This window comes from Variovorax saccharolyticus, from assembly GCF_030316765.1.
Taxonomy (GTDB): Bacteria; Pseudomonadota; Gammaproteobacteria; order Burkholderiales; family Burkholderiaceae_C; genus Variovorax; species Variovorax saccharolyticus.
Genome location: NZ_JASZYT010000001.1, coordinates 64561 through 88067, shown reverse-complemented (window position 1 = coordinate 88067; position 23507 = coordinate 64561). Strand labels below are relative to the sequence as shown.

Here is a 23507-nt window from a genome sequence, read left to right as displayed (position 1 = left end):
CGGGCTCAGCCCACAGCGCCCGAGATGCGGGTCTGGGCTTGCGTTTCGTCGGCGTCGTGCAAGGCGACGCGGAACACGCTGCCCCGGCCCAGCCGCGAACGCACGCTGACCGGATGGCCGAGCGCGTGCGACAGCCGGGCGACGATCGCCAGGCCGAGGCCGAAGCCGTCCGAGGTGCCGGCATGGTCGGCCACCTTGTAGAACTCCAGGAAGACATCGCGCAGGTGCTCGCGCGCGATGCCGATGCCGGTATCCCAGACCTCCACCCGCAGGCCGTCCCGGGTCTGCCTCGACGCCAGCAGGATGCCGCCCTCGGCGGTGTACTTGGTGGCGTTGGCCAGCAGGTTGCCGATCATGCGGCGCACGCGGATCGGATCGGTCAGCACGGTGCCGGGCGTCACGTGCATGCGGAAGGTCAGGCCCTTGGCCTCGGCCACCGGACGGTACTGCAGTTCGAGGTCGTGCAGCAGCTGGGCCACCTCGACCCGCTCGATGTGCAGCCGCACCTGCCCCGAGTCGATGCGGGCGAGGTCGAACAGCGAATCGAACAGGGCGTTCACGGCATGCGTGGCGCGGACGATCTTCGGCGCGATCTCGGCCACCAGCTCGGGCTCGTTGCGCAGCCAGTCGGCATAGAGCGACAGCGCCAGCACGGGTTGCCGCATGTCGTGCGCGGCACTGGCCAGGAAACGGTTCTTCATGGCCACGGCCGACACCGCCGCCTGCCGCTGCTGCGTCAGCGAATTGATCAGGATGTGGTTGTGGAACAGCAGCTCGAAGCTGTTGCGCGCGGTCTCGTGGATGCGCCGGCCGGCCCGCAGCAGCAGCCACCAGTGCAGCACCGGCAGCATCAGGAAGCCGTAATGGAAATGCGGCCGCTCGAACTTGAGCTCGATCATGCGCAGCACGATCGCCGCCAGCATGGTGAAGAACAGGGTATTGACGTAGCGCCTGAGCAGCGGCGGATGCAGCGCCAGGCCATTGAGCGGGAAGGTCGCCACGCCGGCGACGATCAGCCAGCTCATGAACTGGTTCACCAGCGGCGTGCGCTCGAAGAAGATCAGGATCGACAGGCCCCAGGCGAAGCCGCTGGCGCTCCATAGATAGCGGTAGCGCTCGACGAAGTACTGCTGCGCGGCCGAATCGCGGTCGGCGTAGTGCCGGGCATACAGCTGCTCGCCCCAGATCCGGCAACCGGTGGCGGCGATGCCGATGGCGAGCCACACGATCAGCTGCCAGGCCGGCACGTGGCCCCAGCTCAGGCCCACCATCGCCGGCATCAGGGCCGCCGCCAGCAGGTAGGAGCCGCGAGAGGCCCGCATCAGGCTGCGGATCAGTTCGCCTCGCACCCACGGCTCGGCCTCGTCGGCCGAGGCCGGTGCCGGCGTGAGGCTGGCAAAGGACGAGTTGCCCAGTCCCGCGAACGACGAATTACCCACCATTGCTTGCACGCCCTTGTCATCCAGGCCAAAAAAAAGGCCCCTCGCGAGGGGCCATGGATGCGGCACTGCGGCTCGCAATCGAAAAGCTCGGCGGCCGGATGCCGCCTCGTGCCACGCACCCCTGGTGCGCCAGGCGCTAGGGCTCGATCTTAATTGGCCGGCCCTGCGTCGGCGGGCAATTCATTCCCTGGATCGTCGCGTGCGCGCAACGTCGAGCCGATGAATGGACTCACTGCGCCACCACCGCAATCCCCCGGATCTGCCCCGCCTTCGCCTCCACCACCGGCCGCGGATAGCGCTCGGGCGCAAAACGGTGCAGCAGTTCGGCCTCGCGGCCGCGCGCCATCGCCAGGTTGGCCAGCTTCACGTGACCATAGCCGCGGATCGCCAGCGGCACGGCGGCGATCTGTGCCGCGAAGCGCTGGTTGGCAGGCGCGAGCCCGGCCATCAGTTCGTCGAGCCTTGCTTCGAATCGCTCGATCAGTTCGCGCTCCAGCCGGCGCTCCCCGGTGTGGCCGAACAGGTCGAAGGCCGTGCCGCGCAGCGCCTTGCCGCGCGCCAGCCACTTCATCGCCGGCAGCATCCAGCCGCCGAGGCGGATCTTGACCGGCGGCTGCCCGTTCTTCGGCCGCGCCAGGAACGGCGGCGCCATGTGGAATTCGAGCTTGAGATCGCCTTCGAACTGCTCGGCGAGCTTCTCGCGGAAGCTGCCATCGCTGTAGAGGCGGGCCACTTCGTACTCGTCCTTGTAGCTCATGAGCTTGAGCAGGCTCTGCGCCGCATTGCGCGTCACGGGCAACGACGCATCGCCGCCGGCCAATGAGGCCTCGCGCCGGCGCAGCGCCAGCACGCGGGTCTCGAAGCGCTGCGCCCAGGCCGCGTTCTGATACGCCGCGAGGTGGCGCATGGCGCGTGCGATCAGCGCGTCCAGCGACTCGTCCTCGGGCAGCACGGCCGCTGCCCCGCGCAAGGCATCGATCGCCTGCGGATCGCCCGCAGCCAGCCGTCCCAGCGAGAAGGCCATCTGGTTCGAAGCCACCGCGACGCCGTTGAGTTCGATCGCGCGGGTCAGCGCCTCCAGGCTCAGCGGGATCAGGCCGCATTGCCATGCATAGCCCGCCGCGAGGATGTTCGATGCCAGCGTGTCGCCGAGAAACTCCTCGGCCAAGGTCTGGGCATCGAAGGTCTGGACCTGGCCGCGGCCGGCGACGAAGCGCATCTTCTCGAGCAGCAGCGCGGTCTTGAGGTCGGCGTCGGGGTTGCGCAGCGACTCGGCCACCGGGATCTCGTGCATGTTCGCGAGGATGCGGGTGCGGCCGTGGCGCACGGTCTGCAGCGCCTCCGGCGAAGCGCCGACCACCACGTCGCAGGCCAGGATCGCATCGGCTTGCTGGGTGTCGATGCGCACCTGGTTCAGGCGCGCGGGCGTGTCGGCCAGCCGCACGAAACTCAGCACCGCGCCGCCCTTCTGCGCGAAGCCCATGAAGTCGAGCACGCTGGCCGACTTGCCTTCGAGGTGCGCGGCCATCGCGATCACCGCGCCCACCGTGACCACGCCGGTGCCGCCGACGCCGGTGACCAGCAGGTCGTAGGGCGCAGTCCAGCCGTGGGCCGCCGGCCGCGGCAGCGCCGCCACGTGCTGCAGGAAGGCCTCCTTGCCGGCCGCCAGCGCGCCGCTCTTCTTGCGCAGCCTGCCGCCGCTGACGCCGACGAAGCTCGGGCAGAAGCCCTTGGCGCACGAATAGTCCTTGTTGCAGCTGGTCTGGTCGATCTTGCGCTTGCGGCCGAATTCGGTCTCGTGCGGCAGCACCGCCACGCAGTTGCTCTGCACGCCGCAATCGCCGCAGCCCTCGCACACCGCCTCGTTGATGAAGAGGCGCATGTCCGGGTCGGCCAGCTCGCCCTTCTTGCGGCGACGGCGCTTTTCGGCGGCGCAGGTCTGCTCGTAGATCAGCACCGTGACGCCCGGCACTTCGCGCAGGCGCCGCTGCACCGCGTCGAGCTCGGCGCGGTCGTGGAACTCGGTGCCGGCGGGGAACTTGCCCTTGATGGCGTCGTACTTCTCGATCGCGTCGCTGACCACCACCACCTGCTTCACGCCTTCGGATTCGACCTGGCGCGCGATCGCATCGACGCTGATGATGCCGTCCACCGGCTGGCCGCCGGTCATGGCCACCGCGTCGTTGAAGAGGATCTTGTAGGTCAGCGTGGCCTTGGCCGCCACCGCCTGGCGGATCGCGAGATAGCCCGAGTGGTAGTAGGTGCCGTCGCCGAGGTTCTGGAACACGTGCGGCGTGCGCGTGAACATCGAGTGCGAGACCCAGTCGACGCCCTCGCCGCCCATCTGGATCAGGCCGGCCGTGCTGCGGTCCATCCAGTTGGCCATGAAGTGGCAGCCGATGCCGGCGCGCGCGGTCGAGCCTTCGGGCACCTTGGTGCTGGTGTTGTGCGGACAGCCGGCGCAGAAGTAAGGCAGCCGCTTGACCGAGTCGCCGTCATTGCTCAGCAGATCGGGCGGCGTGAAGTCGCGCACGTGCTGCAGGTGGTCGCCGAGCTCGCTGTTGTTCGGGAAATGGGCCGCGAGCCAGTGCGCCACGAGCTCGATCAGCCGCGAGGGCCGCAGCTCGCCGAGCGCCGACACCAGCGGCCGGCCGTCGCGGTCCTGCTTGCCGACCAGCGCCGGGCGGGCACCGGGCGGCGCGTTGTAGAACAGGTCGCGCAGCTGGGTCTCGACGATCGCGCCCTTCTCCTCGACGATCAGGATCTCGTCCAGCCCTTGCGCGAAGGCCTTGATGCGGGTCTGCTCGATCGGGAAGCTCAGGCCCACCTTGTAGAGCCGCACGCCGGCTCGCGCCAGCGCTTCGGGCGTGACCTCGAGGCGGCGCAGCACCTCCATCAGGTCGTAGTGGGCCTTGCCGCAGGTCACGATGCCGACCTTGGCCTGCGGGCTCTCGATCACGTGGCGATCGATGCTGTTGACCCGCGTGAAGGCAGCCACTGCCTCGAGCTTGTCGGCCAGGCGCGACTCGATGCGCAGCGACGGCAGGTCGGGCCAGCGGTAGTGCAGGCCGTCGGCCGGCTCGCGGTGGCCGGTGGCGGCGCGCACCGTGTCGGCATCGGCCCAGGTCGCGACGCGGGCGTGGATCAGGTCGAGGTCGACGGTGCTGCCGCTCTCGACCACTTCCGACAGCGCAGCCATGCCGACCCAGGCGCCCGAGTAGCGCGACAGCGCGTAGCCGTAGAGTCCGAACTCGAGGTACTCGGCCACCGAAGCCGGCTGCAGCACCGGCATGCTCCAGGCCATGAAGGCGTGGTCGCTCTGGTGCGGCATCGACGACGAGACGCAGCCGTGGTCGTCGCCCGCCACCACCAGCACGCCGCCGTGCGGCGACGAGCCGTAGGCGTTGCCGTGCTTGAGCGCGTCGCCGGCGCGGTCGACGCCCGGACCCTTGCCGTACCACATCGCGAACACGCCCTCGACCGTGCGCTCGGGATCGGACTCCACGCGCTGGGTGCCCAGCACCTGCGTCGCCGCCAGCTCCTCGTTGATGGCCGGCACGAAGCGGATGCCGGCCTCCTCGAAGCCCTTGCCGGCCTTCCAGATCGCCTGGTCGACCATGCCCAGCGGCGAGCCGCGGTAGCCGCTGATGAAGCCCTGGGTGCCGAGGCCGCGCGCGGCGTCGCGCTGGCGCTGCATCAGCAGGACGCGGATCAGGGCCTGCGTGCCGGTCAGGAAGACGGCGCCCGATGCCGCCCACAGGCTGTCGCTCAGCTTGTAGTCGACGCGCAGGACCTTCGAATCGTGGGGAATGCTCTTCATATGGCGGAAATTGTTCCATCGCCCAAGAAGGAAGTGCTTCTTCAATACACTATCGATTCCACCCGATTGGAGAATGAAATTCTCCAAATTGCCAATGAACGCCGATTCCATTCTTCTTGACGCCCACAGCCTGAAGATCCTTTTCGAGCTGCAGCGCGACGCGCGGCAGACCGTGCAGCAGATCTCCGAGGCCGTCGGCCTCTCGCCCACGCCCTGCTGGAAGCGCATCAAGGACATGGAGGCAGCGGGCGTGATCCGCGGCTACACCGCGGTGATCGACCGCGAGAAGGTCGGCCTGCATGTCGCGGCGGTGGCCGAGGTCAACCTCGACCGGCACAGCGAGTCGCAGGTGCAGCGCTTCGAGGATGCGGTCGCGGCCAGCCCGCAGATCATCAACTGCGTCTCGGCCACCGGGCCGGCCGACTACATCCTCACCGTGCTGGTGCAGGACATGAAGCACTACGAGCGCTTCCTGCACGAGACGCTGTTCAGCCTGCCGGGCGTGACCCACGTGCGCTCGAGCATCGTGCTGCGGCAGGTGAAGTCCGAGGTGGCACTGCCGATCGAGCCGGTGGCGCAGCCGGCTTCCGCGCCGCGCGGGCGGCGGCGCTAAAAACCGTCCTGACAGTCATCCACTGCACCCGTGGACAGCCCTGTGGACAAGGGCAGGAGCAACTCGGGGGAAGGGCTCCAGCGTGGGCCTGCAACGCGATGCCTCCAAATGAGGCACCGGGCCCAGGCGCTAGCATGCGAGGGCACGCACTCACTGACCATGACCGAACGCCGAACCCTCTATCCCCCGATCGAAGCCTACGAAAGCGGACATCTCGATGTCGGCGACGGGCACGCCATCTACTATGAGCGCGTGGGAACGCCGGGCGCCAAGCCGGCCGTGTTCCTGCACGGCGGGCCCGGCGGCGGCATCTCGCCCGAGCATCGCCGGCTGTTCGATCCCTCGCGCTACGACCTGCTGCTGTTCGATCAGCGCGGCTGCGGACGCTCGACGCCGCACGCCGGGCTCGAGGCCAACACGACCTGGCACCTGGTGGCCGACATCGAGCGGCTGCGCGGACTCGCTGGCGCCGACAGCTGGCTGGTGTTCGGCGGATCGTGGGGATCGACGCTGGCGCTGGCCTACGCCCAGAAGCACCCCGAGCGCACCAGCGCGCTCGTGCTCCGCGGCATCTACACCGTGACCCGCGCGGAGCTTGCCTGGTACTACCAGTTCGGCGTCTCGGAGATGTTCCCGGCGCAGTGGGAGCGTTTCCAGGCGCCGATTCCCGAGGCCGAGCGCGGCGACATGATCGGCGCCTACCGCAAGCTGCTGACCGGCGACGACAGTGCACGCCAGCTCGAGGCGGCCAGGGCCTGGAGCATCTGGGAGGGCGAGACCATCACGCTGCTGCCCGACCCTTCGATTTCGGCCGCGCACGGCGACGACCATTTCGCGCTGGCCTTCGCCCGCCTCGAGAACCACTACTTCGTGCACGGCGCCTGGCTGGAAGACGGCCAACTGCTGCGCGATGCCGGGCGGCTGCGCGGCATCCCCGGCGTCATCGTGCATGGCCGCTACGACATGCCCTGCCCGGCGCGCTACGCCCACGCACTGCACAAGGCCTGGCCCGAAGCCGACTTCCACCTGATCGAAGGGGCCGGTCATGCCTGGTCGGAGCCGGGCATCCTCGACCAGCTGATCCGTGCCACCGACCGCTTTGCCTCGTCCTGAAATGAACCGACGACAACTGCTCGCGCTCGCCGGCCTGCAGTCGGCCTTGGCCTTGGCCCTGGCGGGCTGCGGCAAGCGCACGCCGGCGGTCGCCGCACTGAAGCCCGACGCGCGCGTGCTGGCGCTGGGCGACAGCCTGACCGTCGGCTACGGCGCGGCGCCCGACCAGGCCTGGCCCGCCCTGCTGGCACAGCTGACCGGCTGGCAGGTCGAGAACGCCGGCGTCAACGGCGACACCTCGGCGGGCGCCCTGCAGCGGCTCGAGGCCCTGCTGGCGGCCAACAGCTACGACGCGGTGCTGATCGGCATCGGCGGCAACGACATGCTGCGTGGGGGCTCGCAGCAGGCCACCAGGGACAAGGTGGCGGCGATCGTGCGGCAGGCGCTGGCGCACACGCCCCACGTGGCCTTGATCGCGACGCCGGCGCCCGAGCCCCTACGTGCCACGATCGGATCGCTCAGCGATGCCGGCTTCTACGAAGAGGTCGCGAAGGCCGAAAAGGTGCTGCTGATCCCCGAGGTGTACGCCACCGTGCTGTCGAATCCGTCGCTGCGCTCGGACCCGATCCATGCCAATGCGCAGGGCTATGCGGCAGTGGCGCAGCAACTGGCCGACAAGCTCAAGAGCGCCGGCTGGCGCTGATCGCCCCTCCGGCGCGGCCGGTGCCTGTTTGAGAGGCATCGTGTCGCGAGCCAAGCCTGGAGCCCTTCCCCGCGGTTACCCCTGCGCTTGTCCACAGGGCTGTCCACGGGGGCGGTGGAGAACAAGGCGCCGATCCGGCCAACGCACAGGCAAAAAAAATGGCCCCTTGTGGGGGCCATTCTGGAGGAGAGGGAGGGATTCGAACCCTCGGTACTATCGCTAGTACGCCTGATTTCGAGTCAGGTACATTCGACCACTCTGCCACCTCTCCGGTGTCTGTCGAGCCAACGATTATAGCAGCACTTTTCGGCCGTTTTCAGCCTCCGAGCACTTCGAGGCCGCCGAGGTAGGGCCGCAGGGCCGCCGGCACCCGGATCGAGCCATCCTCGTTCTGGTGGTTCTCGAGCACCGCGACCAGCGCCCGGCCCACCGCCAGGCCGGAACCGTTGAGCGTGTGCACCAGCTCGTTCTTGCCTTGCGCGTTCTTGAAGCGGGCCTGCAGCCGACGCGCCTGGAAGGCTTCGCAGTTCGACACCGAGCTGATCTCGCGGTAGGTGTCCTGCGCCGGCAGCCAGACCTCGAGGTCGTAGGTCTTGGTCGAGCCGAAGCCCATGTCGCCGGTGCACAGCAGCACCACGCGGTACGGCAGTTCGAGCGCCTTCAGCACCGCCTCGGCATGGCCGGTCATGGCCTCGAGCGCCTCGTAGCTGCGCTCGGGGTGCGTGATCTGCACCATCTCGACCTTGTCGAACTGGTGCTGGCGGATCATGCCGCGCGTGTCGCGCCCGGCGCTGCCGGCTTCTGAGCGGAAGCACGGCGTGTGGGCGGTCAGGCGGATCGGCAACTGCGACTCGGCCACCACTTCGTCGCGCACGAAGTTCGTCAGCGGCACCTCGCTGGTCGGGATCAGGTAGAGCGCCGAGTGGTCGGGCGCCGGTTCGCCGTCCTGGCCGCCCTTCTTGGCGGCGAACAGGTCGCCTTCGAACTTGGGCAGCTGGCCGGTGCCGCGCATCGAATCGGCATTGACGACGTAGGGCACGTAGCACTCGGTGTAGCCGTGCTGCCCGGTCTGCAGGTCGATCATGAACTGCGCGAGGGCGCGGTGCAGCCGTGCGATCGGGCCTTTCATCACGCTGAAGCGCGAGCCCGACAGCTTGGCGCCCATCTCGAAATCCAGGCCCAGCGGAGCACCGAGATCGACATGGTCCCTGGCTGCGAAGCCGAGCGGAGTCGCCGCCGCGCCCTCGCCGCCCTGCGGGCTCCAACGCCGCAGCTCGACATTGGCGTGCTCGTCCTCGCCGACCGGCACGCTGGCGTGCGGCAGGTTCGGCACCGCCAGCAGCAAGGCCTGCAACTCGGGCTGGATCGCATCGAGCCGGACGGCCGAGGACTCCTGCTCGGCCTTCAGCGCGTTGACCTCGGCCATCAGCGCGTCGACCGGCTCGCCCTTGGCCTTCAGGGGCCCGATCTGCTTGTTGAGCGTGTTGCGGCGCGCCTGCAGTTCCTCGGTGCGGGTCTGCAGCGTCTTGCGCTCGGCCTCGAGCGCGCTGAACTTGGCGACGTCCAGGAAGGTCTGGTTCTTCTTGCGGGTTTCGAGGCGGGCAACGACCGAAGGCAGGTCCTTGCGTAACAGTGTGATATCGAGCATGGACGTGATTTTAGGTGCGCGTAGCATCGCATCGCTGCCCACCCATTCCCCGAAGGAGTTGCGATGCAAGCCTACCTGACCTTCAACGGCAACGCGGCCGAGGCGCTGGCGTTCTACGCCCAGGCCCTGGGCGGCAAGATCCTCTTCAGCATGACCTTCGGCGAAAGCCCGATGGGCGCCGAAACGCCGGCTGACTACAAGGCGAAGATCATGCACGCCACGCTCGAGGCGCGCGGCCAGCAGCTGATGGCGTCCGACGCCCCGCCCGGCTATCCGTTCAAGGGCTACCAGGGCTTCTCGCTGTCGGTGCAGGCCAAGGACGTGAAGGAAGGCGAAAAGCTCTTCAACGCCCTCGGCGCCGGCGGCAAGGTCACGATGCCCTACGCGCCCACCTTCTGGTCGACCGGCTTCGGCATGCTGGAGGACAAATTCGGCGTGCCCTGGATGGTCAACTGCGAACAGGAACCAGCCAAGGCCTGAGCGTTCCCGCGTCACGTGCGATCCACGGTGCACGGAAACACCGGCCGGCGAAGCCTGGCCCCTTCGTGAAACACCGCGGAACCGGCTCCGCCGGGCCGCTGGTGTTGCCCCCGGCAGGGGGTGGGCGGCTACACGAAGTGAGCCAACCTGGGGGCGAGCTTTACGCCAGCGTCGCCGGATCCACGTTGGCCCCGCAGACGATCAGGCAGATCTTCTCGCCTTCGCGCGGCACGTAGGCGCCGGTCTGCAGCGCCGCCAGCGGCAGCGCCGCAGCGGGCTCGACCGCCAGCTTCAGTTCTTTCCACAGCCACGACTGGGCGGCGCGGATGGCATCGTCGGGCAGCAGCAGCGCATCACGCACATGGCGCTGCGTGAGCTCCCAGGCGATCGCGCCGATGCGCTTCGCGCCGAGCGAGTCGGCCGCGATGCCGCCGACCTCGACGTCGACCGGCTCGCCCGCCTCGCGGGCCCGCACCAGCGTCGGTGCGCGCTCGGGCTCGAGCGCGACGACGCGGCTGCGCCGTTCGAACCAGGCCGCCAGCCCGCCGATCAGGCCGCCGCCGCCGACGCTCACCAGCACCGCGTCGGGCAGGCCGCCCTGCTGCTCGATCTCGCGGCCCAGCGTGCCCGCGCCGGCCACCACTTCGGGCTGGTCGTAGGCATGCGTGAGCAAGGCGCCGGTCTCGCGCTGCCGTTGCAGGCAGGCTGCGAGCGCGTCGGCGTACGCGGCACCGCCAACCACTACCCTGGCGCCCAGCGAACGCAGCCGGGCACGCTTGGCCTCCGGCGACACCTCGGGCAGGAAGACTTCGCAAGGCACGCCGAGCGCCTGCGCGGCCGCTGCGGTGGCGATCCCGGCATTGCCGCCCGAGGCCACGATGGCGCCGCTGGCCGGAATCTCGTTGGCCAGCAGCCGGTTCATCATGCCGCGGGCCTTGAAGCTGCCGCTGGCTTGCAGATGCTCGAGCTTGAGCCAGACTTCGACACCCGGCGTGTCCACGCCCAGCGCCCGGCCCGGGAGCTTCCACAGCGGCGTCTCGCGCAGGAAGTGCGGCGCGCGCTCGCGAATGCGGCGCGCGGCGGTCTCGACGTCGCCGCGCCAGTCGTGCTGCAAGTCGCCGCTCACGAGATGTGCCCCGGCGGCGGGATGTCGTCGAGCTTGAGCCCCTTGGGCAAGGGGAACTTGAGGGTCTCCTGGATGCCGTCCATCTTGCGCACCGACACCGCGCCGAGCGCCTTGATGCGGTCGATCACCTCGCGCACCAGCACCTCGGGCGCCGAGGCGCCTGCCGTGAGGCCGATGCGGGTCTTGCCCTCGAACCATTCGGGCTCCAGTTCGGCGGCCGAGTCGACCATGTAGCTTTCGGTGCCGAGCCGCTGCGAGAGCTCGCGCAGCCGGTTGCTGTTGGAACTGGTCGGGCTGCCGACCACGATCACCAGATCGACCTGCGGACTCAGCATCTTCACGGCGTCCTGCCGGTTCTGCGTGGCATAGCAGATGTCCTGCTGCTTGGGTTCGCGCACCTTCGGAAAGCGTGCCCGCACCGCGGCCGAGATCTCTGCCGCATCGTCGACCGACAGCGTGGTCTGCGTCACGACCGCGAGCTTTTCGGTCTGCGCCGGCGCCACCAGCGCCACGCCCGCCACGTCCTCGACCAGGTGGATGCCGCTCGACAGCTGACCCATCGTGCCCTCGACCTCGGGGTGTCCCTTGTGGCCGATCATGATGAACTCGTAGCCCTCCTTGGCCAGCTTGGCCACTTCGACATGGACCTTGGTCACCAGCGGACAGGTGGCGTCGAAGACCTCGAAGCCGCGTTCGCGCGCCTCGGCCTGCACCGCCTTGCTGACGCCATGGGCGCTGAAGACCAGCGTCGCGCCGGGCGGCACCTCGGCCAGGTCCTCGATGAAGATCGCGCCCTTGGCCTTGAGCTCGTTGACCACGTAGGTGTTGTGCACGATCTCGTGGCGCACGTAGATCGGCGCGCCGAACTTGGCGATCGCGCGCTCGACGATCTCGATCGCGCGGTCGACCCCGGCGCAGAAGCCGCGCGGCTCGGCCAGGATGACTTCCTCGATGCCGTTCACAGCACGCCGATCAGCTTCACCTCGAAGGTCACGGGCTGACCTGCGAGCGGATGGTTGAAGTCGAAGCGCACCGCGGTCTCGTTCGACTCGATGACCGCGCCGGCATAGCTGCCGGTGCCGTCGGGCGTGGGGAACTGGATCACGTCGCCGACGGCGTACTGCTCGTCGGGGTCGCCGATCTGGGTCAGCAGCTTGCGCGCGACCCATTGCTGCATGTCGACATTGCGCTCGCCGAAGGCCTCGCCCGCCGGCAGCTCGAAGGTGGCGTGCGCGCCTTCCGCCAGGCCGATCAGGCGCTGCTCGACGGCCGGCGACAGCTCGCCGGTCCCGAGCGACAGCGTGGCCGGCTTGTCGTGGAAGGTGTTGATGATGTCGCCCGCGGGGCCGGCCAGCCGGTAATGCAGCGTGAGGAAGGAACCGGGCGTGACGACGGCGGCGGTGGAAATCGAAGACAAGGTGAAGGGGCCCTATAGACTGGGGCTCTATTTTAGGGAGTGGGGCTCGAACCCCGTGTTCGCCATGTCTTTCAAGGACTTGCCGGATGGCGCGCGGCCGCGCGAAAGGCTCATCGCGCTGGGAGCCGGTGCGCTGGCCGATGCCGAATTGCTGGCGCTGCTGCTGCGCACCGGCCTGCGCGGCAAGAACGTGCTGCAGCTCGCGCAGGAGCTGCTCGAGCGCTTCGACGGCCTCTCGGGCCTGCTGCATGCGGGGCTCGACGACCTGAGGCAGGTCAAGGGACTCGGCGGCACGGCCAAGCGCGCCGAACTGGCCGCAGTGCTCGAACTCGCGCGCCGCGCCATGGCCGAGCGCCTGAAGGAACGCGCGGTGTTCGACTCGCCGGGCGCCGTGGCCCAGTACCTGCAGTTGCACCTGGCCGCCCGGCCGCATGAAGTGTTCGCCGCCCTGTTCCTCGATGCGCAGCACCGGCTGATCGCGATGGAGGAGCTGTTTCGCGGCAGCCTGACGCAGACCAGCGTCTATCCGCGCGAGGTGGTCACGCGCGCCCTGCACCATCACGCCGCCGCCGTCGTGCTGGCGCACAACCACCCGAGCGGCTCGGTGGACCCCTCGCGCGCCGACCAGGCGCTCACCCAGACGCTCAAGGCGGCGCTCGCCCTGGTCGACGTGCGCGTGCTCGACCACGTGATCGTCGCGCGGGGGAGCACGCTCTCCATGGCCGAACGCGGGTTGATCTAAAGCAACCCATCAGGCGGCCCCTGATACGAAATGTAAGAATGATCGGCTTCGCCCCGACAATGCCGAGCCATGGAAGAGATCCTGATCGTCGACGACGACCCGAACGTACGGACGCGCCTCGAGCGCGTGGCCGCGCAGGCGGCACCGCAGGCGCGCTGCGCCATGGCCGGTTCGCTGGCCGAGGCGCGCGAACGGCTGGCCCAGGGCCGCTTCGACCTGGCCCTGCTGGATGTCGGCCTGCCCGACGGCAGCGGCCTCGACCTGCTGCCCTGGATGCAGGTCCATGCGCCGGCGGTCGATGCGGTGGTGATCTCCAGCCTCGGCGATGACGCCACCGTGCTGCAGGCGATCCGCGGCGGCGCGGTCGGCTACCTGCTGAAGAACGGCAGCGACGTCGAACTCGAGCTGTCGCTGGGCAGCATGCAGCGCGGCGGCGCGCCGATCGACCCCGTGATCGCGAGGCGCATCCTCAAGCTGATGGCCGCGCCGCAGCCCGGGCCGGCCCCGCTTGCTACCATCGGCGCGGCCCGGGCGAGCGCCGCCCCTGCCGAGCTGAGCGCGCGCGAGACGGAGGTGCTGCAGCTGGTGGCGCAGGGCCACAGCAACCGCGAAATCGCCGAGAGCCTCTCACTGTCCATCAACACCGTCGAATGCCACGCCAAGAACATCTACCGCAAGCTCGCGGTGCGATCACGCGCTGGCGCGGTCTACAGCGCACGGGCGCGGGGTTTGCTGCCCTGATCCGCGCCGCCGTGGCCCGGCTGCTCGGCGCGCTGCTGGCGGGCTTGCTGGTCGTGACGGCGGCGCACGGCACGGCGCCGGCGCGCAGCGGCCACGGCTTCGACAGCATCGAGGCGGCAAGGTCCGACTGGAACGCCACCGCCCCACCGACCGGGGGCTGGACTCCGGTCAGCCTGCCCGATGTCTGGGCGCCGCGCTGGCCCGGCTTCGATGGCGTGGTCTGGTATCGGCTGCGCTGGTCCGGGGACGGCGGCGCCGTGCCGCAACGCCCGCTCGGCCTGCTGGTCGAGTACATCAACATGGCGGGCGCCGCCCATCTCAACGGCAGCCTGATCGGACGCGACGCCAGCCTGGTCGAGCCGCTCTCGCGGTCCTGGAACCTGCCGCGCTTCTGGGTGCTCGACGCGCCGCTGCTGCGGCCCGGCGCCAACGAGCTGCTGATCCGCGTCTCGGGCCTGTCGACCTACCAGGCGGGGCTGGGCACGGTCAGCCTGGGCCCGCCCGAGGCCTTGCGCCCCGCCTATCGCGAGTCGCTGCTGATGCGCCGCACCCTGCCGCTGCTCGGCATCGGGCTGACCCTGGTCATGGGCGTGCTGTACGGCATGCTGTGGCTCCTGCGCCGCAGCGAGCTCTCCTATGGGTGGTTCAGCCTGTTCTCGCTGCTGTGGGTGTTCTATTCGTACAACTACGTCGCGCTCGGCAGCTGGCCCTTCGCGACCACCGAGGCTTTCCAGCGCGCCAACCATATGGCGCTGCTGGCCAGCATCGCCTGCTTCTTCATGTTCGCGCTGCACTTCTGCGAGAAGGCGCGAGCGCGAACGCGGCGCACGGTGCTGTTGCTGGCCGCGGCCGGGCTCGCGGCCCTGCTCGCGATGCCCACCGCACTGCTCGAGCCGGCGCGCGACATCACGGTGCTGCTGGCGCTGTTCACCTACTTCGCCAGCTGCGCGATCATCGTCCGGCACGCCTTCATGTCCCGCCGGCTCGAAGTCGCGGTGCTGGCGGCCTGCCTGATGCTGCCGGTCGCTGCCGGCCTGCACGACACGCTGGTCTTCCTCGAGTGGCTGCCGGGCACGCGCTACTACGTCACCTTGTCCTCGAGCGCCACGCTGCTCGGCATCTCGTTTGCGCTGACCTGGCGCATGGTCAAGGGCATGCGGCTGGTGGAGCATTTCAATGCCGAGCTGCACCAGCGCGTGGACGAGGCGACCCAGCGCCTGGCCGACGGCCTGAAGCGGCAGCACGCGGCCGAGCTGGTGCAGACCCGGCTGACCGAGCGGCTGAGCCTGGTGCGCGACCTGCACGACGGCCTCGGCATGACGCTGAGCAGCCATATCCACTCGCTGGGCAACCGGGCCGAAGGCGACAGCGACGACGTCGCGCTCTGGGCGCTCAGGGAAGTCAACGACGACCTGCGCCTGATCATCGAGAGCTCGGCCTTCGACGACACCGACGAACTGGCCGACCGGCTGGTGCCGCTGCGCCATCGCAGCACGCGCCTGCTGGAGTCCGCCGGCATCGAGTGCCGCTGGCAGCTCCAGCGCCTGCAGGGCTGCCGGCTCGGAGGCAAGCGCGGGCTGGACTTCCTGCGCGTGCTGCAGGAGGCGCTGGCCAACGTGCTCAAGCACAGCGGCGCCACGCGGGTGGAGGTGCGCATCGATGCCGCCGACGGGCAGCTGCGGCTCTCGATCCACGACAATGGCCGCGGCTTCACGGCCGACGCCGGATCGCGGCCGACCAGCGGCATGGGTTTGCAGAGCATGCGCGCCCGCGCCGCGCGCCTGGCAGGCACACTCGAGATCCGCTCCGGTAGCTCGGGCACCCTGCTGGAACTGCAATGCCCGATCGAGGCGAGCGTCCCGGCCTGAACCTCATTTGCACGCCATGCCCGCCAAATCCAACAGCCTCAAAAGCCTCGCCGATCTCAAGCAGGTTCAGCGTTCGCTGGCCGAACAGCGCGAGCGCGATGCCGCCGAAGCAGCCGCGCAGGCCGCGGCACAGAAGAAGCGCCTGGCCGACCAGGACCTGTTCACGCGCGCGATCGGCGCCACCCAACCGCTGCGCAAGACCGCGGCGGTGACGCTGACCCCCGAGCCGCCGGCGCCGATCCCGGTGCAGCAGCAGCTCGACGACCAGCGCGTGCTGCGCGAATCGCTGTCCGACGAGTTCGACGTCAGCACCCTGCTCGACGCTGACGACGCGATGAGCTTCCGGCGCCCCGGCATCAACACCGACGTGACCCGCCGGCTGCGCGCCGGTGAATGGTCGATCCAGCGCCAGCTGGACCTCCACGGCATGCGCAGCGACGAGGCCCGCGAAGCCCTGGGCGCCTTCATCCGCGAGGCCTGGAAGCAAGGCGTTCGCTGCGTGCGCGTGGTGCACGGCAAGGGCCACGGCTCGCCGGGCAAGCAGCCGGTGCTCAAGGCGAAGGTTCAGCGCTGGCTGATCCAGAAGAACGAGACCCTGGCCTTCGTGCAGGCCAAGCCGGCCGAGGGCGGCGGCGGGGCCCTGGTGGTGCTGCTGGCGCCATCGCGGCGCTGAGCCGCGGCAGCCCGCGAAGCACGCTCAGCGCGCAGGCTCGCGATCGATCTCCTTCAGCAAGCGCGCATAGCGGTCGATCTGGGCCGCCAGGTAGGCATCCGCCTGCGCCTGGCTCGCGAACGGTTGCAGCACCGTTCGCCCTTCGGCTTCGAGCCGGGTGCGCACGTCGGACTGCCTCAGCGCATGGCCCACCGAGGCCCGCAGCCGTTCCACGATCTCGTTCGGCGTCTCCTTTCGCACCAGGTAGCCGGCCCCGATCGTGTACTCGAAATCGGGCAGCCGCTTGCTGGCGTCGATGGTCGGGATGTGCTTCAAGGTCGAAGGCAGCGTCCTCGAGAAGCTCGTCAGCACCTTCAGGCGGCCCTGCTGGGCCATGCCGTCCATGATGGACTGGTACGGCAGGATGGCGAAGTCGACCTGCCCGCCAGCCAGGTCCTGGATGGCCGGTGCGGCCCCCTTGTACGGCACATGCAGGAAGCTGGCGCCCGTGCGCCTGGCCATCGCGTCGCCCATCAGGTGGTAGAGCGAATCGATGCCGACCGTCGCGAAGCTCAGCGGCCTGGCCTTGTTCCGCTGCGCATGTTCGAGGAATTCATCGAAGGTGCCGACGCCGAGTCCGTTGCGCACCAAGAGGACGATGACGGCTTCCGTGGTCGGCTGCGCGAACTTGAAATCGGTCGGCTTGTACCTGGCGGCCGCGTTGAGCAGCGGCGCCAGGATCACTTCGTTGGCCGAGCCGTGGAAGAAGGTGTAGCCGTCGGGCGCCGCGGCGAGCACCTTGTTGGCGCCGAGCAAGCCGGTGCCGCCGCCGATGTTCTCGACCACCACCTGCTGCTTCATGTCCTTGCCGATCGCCTCCGCGAAGATGCGCGCCGCCCCATCGCTGGCGCCACCGGCCGGATAGGGAACGACGAGCGTCAGCGGCTTGTTCGGATAGGGCCCGGACTGCGCCCAGCCCAGCGGCGTGGCAGCGGCGGCAGCGGCCGCGATGAGGGATCGTCTCGAGAGGGTGAACATGGGTGCTTGTCTCCTTGGATGTCTGTCTTCTCTTGGCCGCCTTCGGGCTGGCGCCGCCGCTCAGGTCAGCGCGGCGTGCACCAGCCGGACCCAGTAGGCCGCGCCAACCGGCAGGGCTTCGTCGTTGAAGTCGTAGCCCGGGTTGTGGACCATGCAGCCGCCGTCGGCGCCGACGCCGTTGCCCAGCCGCACATAGGCGCCCGGCACCTTTTGCAGCATGCAGGCGAAGTCTTCGCTGCCCATGGTCGGTTCGCGTTCCGAGACCCTGTGGTCGCCGAGCAGGTCGATGGCCACCTGGCGGGCGAAAGCCGTGTGCTCGGCCTCGTTGACCAGCACCGGATACTTGTTCACGTAGTCGATGCGGCAGCCCAGCCCGTAGCTCTCGGCCTGGGCCTGCACGAAGCCCTTGATGCGGCGCTCGATCTGCGCCCGCACCCCGGGTTCCAGCGCGCGGACGCCGATCTTGATCAGGGCGCGTTCGGGCACGATGTTGAACACATCCCCGCTCTGGACCGAGCCCACGGTGATGACCGCGGCGCGCTGGGCGTCGACCTCGCGGGACACCAGGCTCTGCAGGCCCAGCACGATGCTCGCGGCGCATTGCATCGGATCGACGCCGTGGTGCGGCATTGCCCCATGGGCGCTCACGCCCGTGAGTTCGATGGTGACACGGTCGAAGGAGGCCATCGCGGGCCCGGCGCTCATCGCCATGTGCCCCACCGGCAGGCCCGGCGCGTTGTGCAGCGCATAGATGCTGTCGCAGGGGTAGCGCTCGAAGAGGCCCTCGTCGATCATGCGCAGGGCGCCGCCCTCGTTCTCTTCGGCCGGCTGGAAGATCAGGTTCAGCGTGCCGTCGAACCCGCCATGGCTGGCCAGGTACTTCGCCGCGCACAACAGGATCGCCGTGTGGCCGTCATGGCCGCAGGCGTGCATCTTGCCGTGCACGGTGCTGCTGTACGGCAGCCCGGTGCGCTCGACGATCGGCAGCGCGTCCATGTCGGCGCGCAGGCCCAGCCGCCGTTCGCCGCGGCCCTTGCGAAGCTGGCCGACCAGTCCGGTTCCGGCAATGCCGCGTTCGACCTCGTAGCCCCATTCGACCAGCTTCTCGGCCACCAGATTGCTGGTCCTGACCTCTTCGAAGGCCAGTTCGGGATGGGCGTGGATCTGCCGCCGCAGCTGCACCAGTTCCGGTGCGATCCGGCGGATGTCCGCGAGCAGTTCTTCCGAGGTCCGAGGCGTCGAGCAAGGCATGGGCCGGAATTCTCGACACCGGCGACCTGGCGATCAATGTCGCTTGCGACGCAGAATCGTTGCCGAAAAGGCAACATTGCCTCAGCGTCGCGACTCGAGCCCCTCGACCAGATGCGCCAGCAACGCATTGACTGCCGGCGACAGATGCCGGCCCGCGCGGGTCATCACATGCGTGCTTCCGCGGTTCAGGATGGGGTTCGCCATCGGCAGCGCGACCACGTCCGGCATGCCGATCCGCGAGGTGTAGGGCGCGCTCGCCGTGGTCAGCGCATAGCCCAGGCCGGCCTCGGCGAACTGCCACAGCAGCTTGAAGGAACTGGTCGTGACCACGTTGCGCAGCTGCACCTGCTCGCTGACCTCCGCGGCCTGCACGTGCTGGCGCACGCCGAAGCTGTCCATCATCGCGGCGCCCGGGTAGTCCAGCAGGTCGCTGAGCTGCAATGGCCGCCCGATGCGCGCCAGGGGATGGCTGCGATGCACGATGGCCTGGATCGGCGCCGATGGCATGCTGCGGTGCGAACGCAGGCGGACGTCGTGCGGCGGCTGGAAGACCAGTCCGATGTGCGCCCGGTCCTCGAGGATGAGATCGACGCTGCCCGCGGTGCTGGCGACGTGCACGGCCAGCGTGACCTGCGGATGGCCGCGCACGAAGTCGGCGATCAGCGGCTCGAAGAACAGGTCCAGCATGCCCTCGCCCAGCACCATGTCGACATGGCCCCGGCTGGCATGGCGCAGGTTGTCGACCTCGGCATAGAAGGTCGCCTGCACGTCGAGCTGGCGCCGCGCGTAGGTGGCCAGCAGCCGGCCGGCATCGGTCGGCACGACGCCGCGGCCGCGACGCTCCAGCAAGCTCATGCCGCATTCCTTCTCGAGCAGCGCAACCGCCCGGCTCACGGCCGAAGGCTCGACGCCGAGCTGCTCGGCGGCGGCGCGCACCGACCCGCTGGCGACGATCTGCTGGAAGTAATGCACCCGCCGCGAATCGAAGAGCTCCTGCATGCCGGTGTCTAGCGGTTCCGCATCCAGTCAGCCGTCTGGAAGAACGACCCGCGCAGGCGCTCGCGCAAGTCTTCCGGCACGCCGGTCTCGCCCATCGCCTGGTCCATGCAGGCCAGCCACTCGTCGCGCTCGCGGATCCCGATGCTGTGGCCGCCGATGCTCTGCGGCAGATGCCGCGCGCGCAGCATCGGATGGCCGAAGCGGTCGGTGTAGTGCTGCGGCCCGCCGAGCCAGCCGCAGAGGAACCAGAACAGGCGCTGGCGCGCGTTGTCGAGCGAGCTGCCGTGCACCGCGCGCAGTTGCGCATAGGCCGGCTCGAGGTCCATGAGGTCGTAGAAGCGCTCGACCAGCGCGTGGACCGCGGCTTCGCCGCCGATCCATTCGAAAGGGGTGTCGAAAGGCGGTTTGTCCTGGATTTGCATGGACGCCATTGTCCCAAGACTTGAGGCACCATCGCAGCCATGGCCGATTCAACCCCCTCCTCCCCCAGCGAAAGCCTGCCCGTCATCGACGTCTCGGCCCTGGTCGCCGACGGCGCCGGGCGCGAACGGGTGGCCGCACAGATCGGCGCCGCCTGCCGGGCCCACGGCTTCTTCTACGTCACCGGCCACGGCGTCGACCCGGCACTGGTGCAGCGCCTCGAGGACCTGAGCCGCCGCTTCTTCGCGCTCGACGAGCCGACCAAGATGCGCTGGCGCATGGCGCTCGGCGGCCGGGCCTGGCGCGGCTACTTCCCGCTCGGCGGCGAACTCACCTCCGGCCGGCCCGACTGGAAGGAAGGCCTCTATCTCGGCACCGAACTGCCCGCGGACCATCCGCTGGTGCGCGCCGGCACGCCGGTGCACGGGCCCAACCTGTTCCCCGACATCGAGGGCTTCCGCGCCACGGTGCTGGCCTACATGGACGCCGTCACGCGGCTCGGCCACCGCCTGATGGAAGGCATCGCGCTGAGCCTGGGCCTGCCGGCCGCCTATTTCGCCGAGCGCTACACGGCCGATCCCCTGATCCTGTTCCGCATCTTCAACTACCCGACGCAGCCGGTGCCCGAGGGCATGGACGTGCACTGGGGCGTCGGCGAACACACCGACTACGGCCTGCTCACGATCCTGCGCCAGGACGACGTGGGTGGGCTGCAGGTGCGCACGCCCGGCGGCTGGATCGAGGCGCCGCCCGTCGCGCAGTCCTTCGTCTGCAACATCGGCGACATGCTCGACCGCATGACCGGCGGGCTCTACAAGTCGACCCCGCACCGCGTGACGCGCAACACCTCGGGCCGCGACCGGCTGTCCTTCCCGCTGTTCTTCGATCCGAATTTCGAAGCCCGGGTCCGGCGCATCGAAGGGCTGGACGGCGCCGCCACGGACGACAGCGCCGAGCGCTGGGACCGCGCCAACGTCCATGCCTTCAGCGGCCGCTACGGCGACTACCTGCTGGCGAAGGTGTCGAAGGTGTTCCCGCAGTTGCGCGACGAGGTGCTGTGAACCGCCCTGTCAGAAGGAGCTTCCGATCTGGAACTGGAGCCGCTGCAGGCGGTCCGCCGCGATGCCGTTGGCCTCGTCCAGCTTCTGGTACTTGAGCGGCAGCGCATAGGCCAGGCGCAGCGGGCCCAGCGGCGAGATCCAGCCGATGCCCAGGCCGGCCGAGGCGCGGATGCCGTTCTGCGCCTTCCACTGCGCATCGCTCAGGCCCGCGCCGCGCTCGGCGAAGACATTGCCCGCATCGACGAAGCCGTAGAGCCGCAGCGTGCGGTCGTTGCCCGCCCCGGGGAACGGCGTGCTGAACTCGGCGTTGACCACCGCCTTGCGGGTGCCGCCGAGCGCGCCGTCGGTGACCGCATCGCGCGGTCCCAGGGAGCCGGACTCGAAGCCGCGGATCGACCCCAGGCCGCCGGCATAGAAGTTCTTGAAGATCGGAAAGCTGCCGCCGTCCAGCGCGCGCGCGTAGCCCAGTTCCGCATTCAGTGCCAGCGTGTACTGCTTGCTCAGCGGGATGTACTGCTGAACCTGGTATTGGCTTCGGAGGTAGCGCAGCTCGGAGCTCAGCCCCAGCTCCATGCTGGCGGTCTGGAGGCGGCCGCGGCTGGGCACCAGGCCGCTGTCGCGATCGTCGCGCGACCAGGCGGCGGTCAGCGGCACGCCGAGCAGGCTGCCCTGGGCACAGACGATGCTCGGCACCGTGCCCGTGCACTGGAAGTAGTCGAGGTAGGCCTGCGGCGTCGCGGTGTAGACATACGATCCGTCGACCAGCGTGTAGGTGCCGTTGCTGCCCGGCGTGAACTGGTAGCGCTCCAGCCCGAGCCCGAAGTAGACCGTGTCCAGCTCGCTGAAAGGCACGCCGAACTTGAGCGCGGCGCCGGTGCTCGCGAGCTTGTAGTTGCCGTCGGCCTCGTAGTAGGGGCGCGTCACCGTGTGGAACAGGCTGATGCTGCGCGAGATGCCGCCCGGCGTGAAGTAAGGGTCGGTCGCGGTCAGCGAGATCGACTTGTTGTAGGAGCTGCCGCTCACCTGCAGCCCGAGGTAGTTGCCCGAACCGAACACGTTCTCCTGCGTGATGCCGAAGTTCACCGAGATGCCGGTGGTCGAATAGCCCGCGCCCAGCTGCAGCGATCCGGTCGGCTTCTCCTTGACCTCGACCGTCAGGTCGACCTGGTCGGGCGTGCCCGGCACCTCCTGCGTGTCGACCTGGACATCGGTGAAGTAGCCCAGCCGGTCGATGCGGTCCCGCGACAGCTTGATCTTGTCGCCGTCGTACCAGGAGGCCTCGAACTGGCGGAACTCGCGTCGGATCACTTCGTCGCGGGTGCGGTTGTTGCCGCCGATGCTGACGCGCCGCACATAGACCCGGCGTCCCGGCTCCGACTGCAGCAGCAGCTTGACGCGGTGGCGCTCGCGGTCGATCTCGGGCTGCGCAGTCAGGCGCGCGAAGGCATAGCCGAAGCTGCCGAAGTAGTCGGTGAAGGCCTTGGTGGTCTGCGTCACCTGCTCGGCGTTGTAAGGCTCTCCGGGCCTGATCGCGACCAGCGTCTTGAACTCTGCCTCCCGGCCCAGGTAGTTGCCGTCCAGCGCGACGCCGGAGACCACGAACTTGTCGCCTTCGCTGATGTTGACCGTCACCGAGAGATCCTGTCGGTCGGGCGAGATCGCCACCTGCGTCGAGTCGATGCGGAACTCCAGGTAGCCGCGCGACAGGTAGTACGAGCGCAGCGTCTCGAGGTCGGCGTTGAGCTTGGCGCGCGAGTACTGATTCGACTTGGTGTACCAGCTGAGCCAGCCGCCGCCGTTCTGCTCGAACAGGCTCAGCAAGGTCGACTCGCTGAAGTCCCTGCTGCCGGCGATATGCACTTCGCGGATGCGCGCCGCTTCGCCCTCGGTGACCGTGAAACTCAGGTTGGCGCGATTGCGTTCGGTCGGCGTCACCGTCGTCACGATCTGCGCGTTGTAGAGGTTTCGGCCGATGTACTGGCGCTTGAGTTCCTGCTCGGCGCGATCGGCCAGCGCCTTGTCGTAGGCCCGGCCTTCGGCCAGCCCGACTTCGCGCAGTGCCTTCTTGAGCACGTCCTTGTCGAACTCCTTGACGCCGTAGAACTCGACCTCCGCGATCGTCGGTCGCTCCTCCACGATGATCACCAGCACATTGCCGCTGACATCGATGCGCACGTCCTTGAACAGGCCGAGTTCGAACAGCGCGCGGATTGCCGTGGCGCCGCGCTCGTCGTCGTAGGTCTCGCCCACGCGCAGCGGAATCGACGCGAACACCGTTCCGGGTTCGACCCGCTGCAGGCCTTCGACGCGGATATCGCGCACCGTGAAGGCTTCGATGGCCCAGGCGGCGGAGACCGACAGCGCGCTCGCCGCAAGGACGATCAGGCTTCGCGCGCGCAAGCCGGGTAGGAGGACATTCATGAGCAGGGCGCC

20 protein-coding genes and 1 tRNA gene are annotated in these 23507 nt (G+C 69.0%); 9 read left to right on the top strand and 12 right to left on the bottom strand.

Annotated elements, in window-relative coordinates; translation table 11 throughout:
* Positions 1–5 precede the first annotated feature (5 nt).
* Together shkS and QTI45_RS00440 are read right to left on the bottom strand one after the other, a co-directional pair.
* A complete protein-coding gene (shkS, locus tag QTI45_RS00445) occupies positions 6–1442 on the bottom strand; it encodes a surface-behavior sensor histidine kinase ShkS (protein WP_286369309.1) in 1437 nt (478 codons plus the stop codon).
* 229 nt (positions 1443–1671) lie between these two features.
* Complete coding sequence (locus QTI45_RS00440; protein WP_286369233.1) at positions 1672–5262, bottom strand: indolepyruvate ferredoxin oxidoreductase family protein; 3591 nt, start codon at positions 5260–5262, stop codon at positions 1672–1674.
* Positions 5263–5356: 94 nt separating this feature from the next.
* Between QTI45_RS00440 and QTI45_RS00435 the strand changes: the two genes are divergently transcribed.
* The 3 genes from QTI45_RS00435 (at position 5357) to QTI45_RS00425 (ending at position 7631) form a co-directional block, all read left to right on the top strand.
* Positions 5357–5875 (top strand): Lrp/AsnC family transcriptional regulator, encoded by a 519-nt coding sequence (locus QTI45_RS00435; protein WP_286653269.1) that lies wholly within the window; start codon positions 5357–5359, stop codon positions 5873–5875.
* Between the two features lie 159 nt (positions 5876–6034).
* Complete coding sequence (pip, locus tag QTI45_RS00430) at positions 6035–6988, top strand: prolyl aminopeptidase (RefSeq protein WP_286369231.1); 954 nt, start codon at positions 6035–6037, stop codon at positions 6986–6988.
* Between the two features lies 1 nt (position 6989).
* Positions 6990–7631 carry a GDSL-type esterase/lipase family protein gene (locus QTI45_RS00425; RefSeq protein WP_286369230.1) on the top strand — a complete coding sequence of 214 codons (642 nt, stop codon included), beginning with the start codon at positions 6990–6992 and terminating at the stop codon, positions 7629–7631.
* A 181-nt stretch (positions 7632–7812) separates the two neighbouring features.
* Here QTI45_RS00425 and QTI45_RS00420 read toward each other — a convergent pair.
* Both QTI45_RS00420 and serS read right to left on the bottom strand, forming a co-directional pair.
* A tRNA-Ser gene (locus tag QTI45_RS00420) sits at positions 7813–7902 on the bottom strand.
* Between the two features lie 45 nt (positions 7903–7947).
* Complete coding sequence (gene serS, locus QTI45_RS00415) at positions 7948–9279, bottom strand: serine--tRNA ligase (protein ID WP_286369229.1); 1332 nt, start codon at positions 9277–9279, stop codon at positions 7948–7950.
* Positions 9280–9342: 63 nt separating this feature from the next.
* Here serS and QTI45_RS00410 point away from each other — a divergent pair, with 63 nt between their 5' ends.
* The gene (locus QTI45_RS00410; protein ID WP_286369228.1) at positions 9343–9759 is read left to right on the top strand and encodes a VOC family protein; all 417 of its coding nucleotides are present in this window, start codon (positions 9343–9345) and stop codon (positions 9757–9759) included.
* A 160-nt stretch (positions 9760–9919) separates the two neighbouring features.
* Here the strand turns inward: QTI45_RS00410 and QTI45_RS00405 are convergent, their stop codons facing one another.
* The 3 genes from QTI45_RS00405 to QTI45_RS00395 are packed head-to-tail and all read right to left on the bottom strand — an operon-like array spanning position 9920 to position 12302.
* A complete protein-coding gene (locus QTI45_RS00405; protein ID WP_286369227.1) occupies positions 9920–10885 on the bottom strand; it encodes a threonine/serine dehydratase in 966 nt (321 codons plus the stop codon).
* Positions 10882–11847: a 4-hydroxy-3-methylbut-2-enyl diphosphate reductase gene (ispH, locus tag QTI45_RS00400; protein ID WP_286369226.1), complete on the bottom strand. Its 966-nt coding sequence runs from the start codon at positions 11845–11847 to the stop codon at positions 10882–10884. Before ispH ends, QTI45_RS00405 begins: the two co-directional genes overlap by 4 nt.
* On the bottom strand, positions 11844–12302 hold the full coding sequence (locus QTI45_RS00395) for an FKBP-type peptidyl-prolyl cis-trans isomerase (RefSeq protein ID WP_286369225.1): 459 nt from the start codon (positions 12300–12302) through the stop codon (positions 11844–11846). The genes ispH and QTI45_RS00395 overlap by 4 nt, the downstream gene beginning before the upstream one ends.
* Before the next feature lie 64 nt (positions 12303–12366).
* On the opposite strand from QTI45_RS00395, the gene radC reads away from it, so the two are divergent.
* From radC to QTI45_RS00375, 4 genes are all read left to right on the top strand, one after another.
* Positions 12367–13044: a RadC family protein gene (gene radC / locus QTI45_RS00390; RefSeq protein WP_286369224.1), complete on the top strand. Its 678-nt coding sequence runs from the start codon at positions 12367–12369 to the stop codon at positions 13042–13044.
* Positions 13045–13113: 69 nt separating this feature from the next.
* The gene (locus tag QTI45_RS00385; protein ID WP_286369223.1) at positions 13114–13785 is read left to right on the top strand and encodes a response regulator transcription factor; all 672 of its coding nucleotides are present in this window, start codon (positions 13114–13116) and stop codon (positions 13783–13785) included.
* Between the two features lie 11 nt (positions 13786–13796).
* The gene (locus tag QTI45_RS00380; RefSeq protein ID WP_286369222.1) at positions 13797–15653 is read left to right on the top strand and encodes a sensor histidine kinase; all 1857 of its coding nucleotides are present in this window, start codon (positions 13797–13799) and stop codon (positions 15651–15653) included.
* Positions 15654–15669: 16 nt separating this feature from the next.
* Entirely contained in the window at positions 15670–16326 is a 657-nt protein-coding gene (locus tag QTI45_RS00375; protein WP_286369221.1) for a Smr/MutS family protein, read from the top strand.
* Between the two features lie 24 nt (positions 16327–16350).
* Here QTI45_RS00375 and QTI45_RS00370 read toward each other — a convergent pair whose 3' ends face one another.
* From QTI45_RS00370 to QTI45_RS00355, 4 genes are all read right to left on the bottom strand, one after another.
* Complete coding sequence (locus QTI45_RS00370; protein ID WP_286369220.1) at positions 16351–17343, bottom strand: tripartite tricarboxylate transporter substrate binding protein; 993 nt, start codon at positions 17341–17343, stop codon at positions 16351–16353.
* Between the two features lie 60 nt (positions 17344–17403).
* Entirely contained in the window at positions 17404–18594 is a 1191-nt protein-coding gene (locus tag QTI45_RS00365) for a M20 aminoacylase family protein (RefSeq protein WP_286369219.1), read from the bottom strand.
* Positions 18595–18675: 81 nt separating this feature from the next.
* On the bottom strand, positions 18676–19593 hold the full coding sequence (locus QTI45_RS00360) for a LysR family transcriptional regulator (RefSeq protein WP_286369218.1): 918 nt from the start codon (positions 19591–19593) through the stop codon (positions 18676–18678).
* An 8-nt stretch (positions 19594–19601) separates the two neighbouring features.
* On the bottom strand, positions 19602–20015 hold the full coding sequence (locus QTI45_RS00355; protein ID WP_286369217.1) for a group II truncated hemoglobin: 414 nt from the start codon (positions 20013–20015) through the stop codon (positions 19602–19604).
* 39 nt (positions 20016–20054) lie between these two features.
* Between QTI45_RS00355 and QTI45_RS00350 the strand changes: the two genes are divergently transcribed.
* Positions 20055–21074 carry an isopenicillin N synthase family dioxygenase gene (locus tag QTI45_RS00350; protein WP_286369216.1) on the top strand — a complete coding sequence of 340 codons (1020 nt, stop codon included), beginning with the start codon at positions 20055–20057 and terminating at the stop codon, positions 21072–21074.
* A gap of 9 nt (positions 21075–21083) precedes the next feature.
* Here the strand turns inward: QTI45_RS00350 and bamA are convergent, their stop codons facing one another.
* The gene (gene bamA / locus QTI45_RS00345; protein ID WP_286369215.1) at positions 21084–23495 is read right to left on the bottom strand and encodes an outer membrane protein assembly factor BamA; all 2412 of its coding nucleotides are present in this window, start codon (positions 23493–23495) and stop codon (positions 21084–21086) included.
* Positions 23496–23507: the final 12 nt, after the last annotated feature.

Coding starts and splice junctions, on each gene's coding strand:
- shkS (WP_286369309.1), bottom strand. CDS start 1,442: ATGGTGGGTAATTCGTCGTTCGCGGGACTGGGCAACTCGTCCTTTGCC.
- QTI45_RS00440 (WP_286369233.1), bottom strand. CDS start 5,262: ATGAAGAGCATTCCCCACGATTCGAAGGTCCTGCGCGTCGACTACAAG.
- QTI45_RS00435 (WP_286653269.1), top strand. CDS start 5,357: ATGAACGCCGATTCCATTCTTCTTGACGCCCACAGCCTGAAGATCCTT.
- pip (WP_286369231.1), top strand. CDS start 6,035: ATGACCGAACGCCGAACCCTCTATCCCCCGATCGAAGCCTACGAAAGC.
- QTI45_RS00425 (WP_286369230.1), top strand. CDS start 6,990: ATGAACCGACGACAACTGCTCGCGCTCGCCGGCCTGCAGTCGGCCTTG.
- serS (WP_286369229.1), bottom strand. CDS start 9,279: ATGCTCGATATCACACTGTTACGCAAGGACCTGCCTTCGGTCGTTGCC.
- QTI45_RS00410 (WP_286369228.1), top strand. CDS start 9,343: ATGCAAGCCTACCTGACCTTCAACGGCAACGCGGCCGAGGCGCTGGCG.
- radC (WP_286369224.1), top strand. CDS start 12,367: ATGTCTTTCAAGGACTTGCCGGATGGCGCGCGGCCGCGCGAAAGGCTC.
- QTI45_RS00385 (WP_286369223.1), top strand. CDS start 13,114: ATGGAAGAGATCCTGATCGTCGACGACGACCCGAACGTACGGACGCGC.
- QTI45_RS00375 (WP_286369221.1), top strand. CDS start 15,670: ATGCCCGCCAAATCCAACAGCCTCAAAAGCCTCGCCGATCTCAAGCAG.
- QTI45_RS00370 (WP_286369220.1), bottom strand. CDS start 17,343: ATGTTCACCCTCTCGAGACGATCCCTCATCGCGGCCGCTGCCGCCGCT.
- QTI45_RS00365 (WP_286369219.1), bottom strand. CDS start 18,594: ATGCCTTGCTCGACGCCTCGGACCTCGGAAGAACTGCTCGCGGACATC.
- QTI45_RS00360 (WP_286369218.1), bottom strand. CDS start 19,593: ATGCAGGAGCTCTTCGATTCGCGGCGGGTGCATTACTTCCAGCAGATC.
- QTI45_RS00355 (WP_286369217.1), bottom strand. CDS start 20,015: ATGCAAATCCAGGACAAACCGCCTTTCGACACCCCTTTCGAATGGATC.
- QTI45_RS00350 (WP_286369216.1), top strand. CDS start 20,055: ATGGCCGATTCAACCCCCTCCTCCCCCAGCGAAAGCCTGCCCGTCATC.
- bamA (WP_286369215.1), bottom strand. CDS start 23,495: ATGAATGTCCTCCTACCCGGCTTGCGCGCGCGAAGCCTGATCGTCCTT.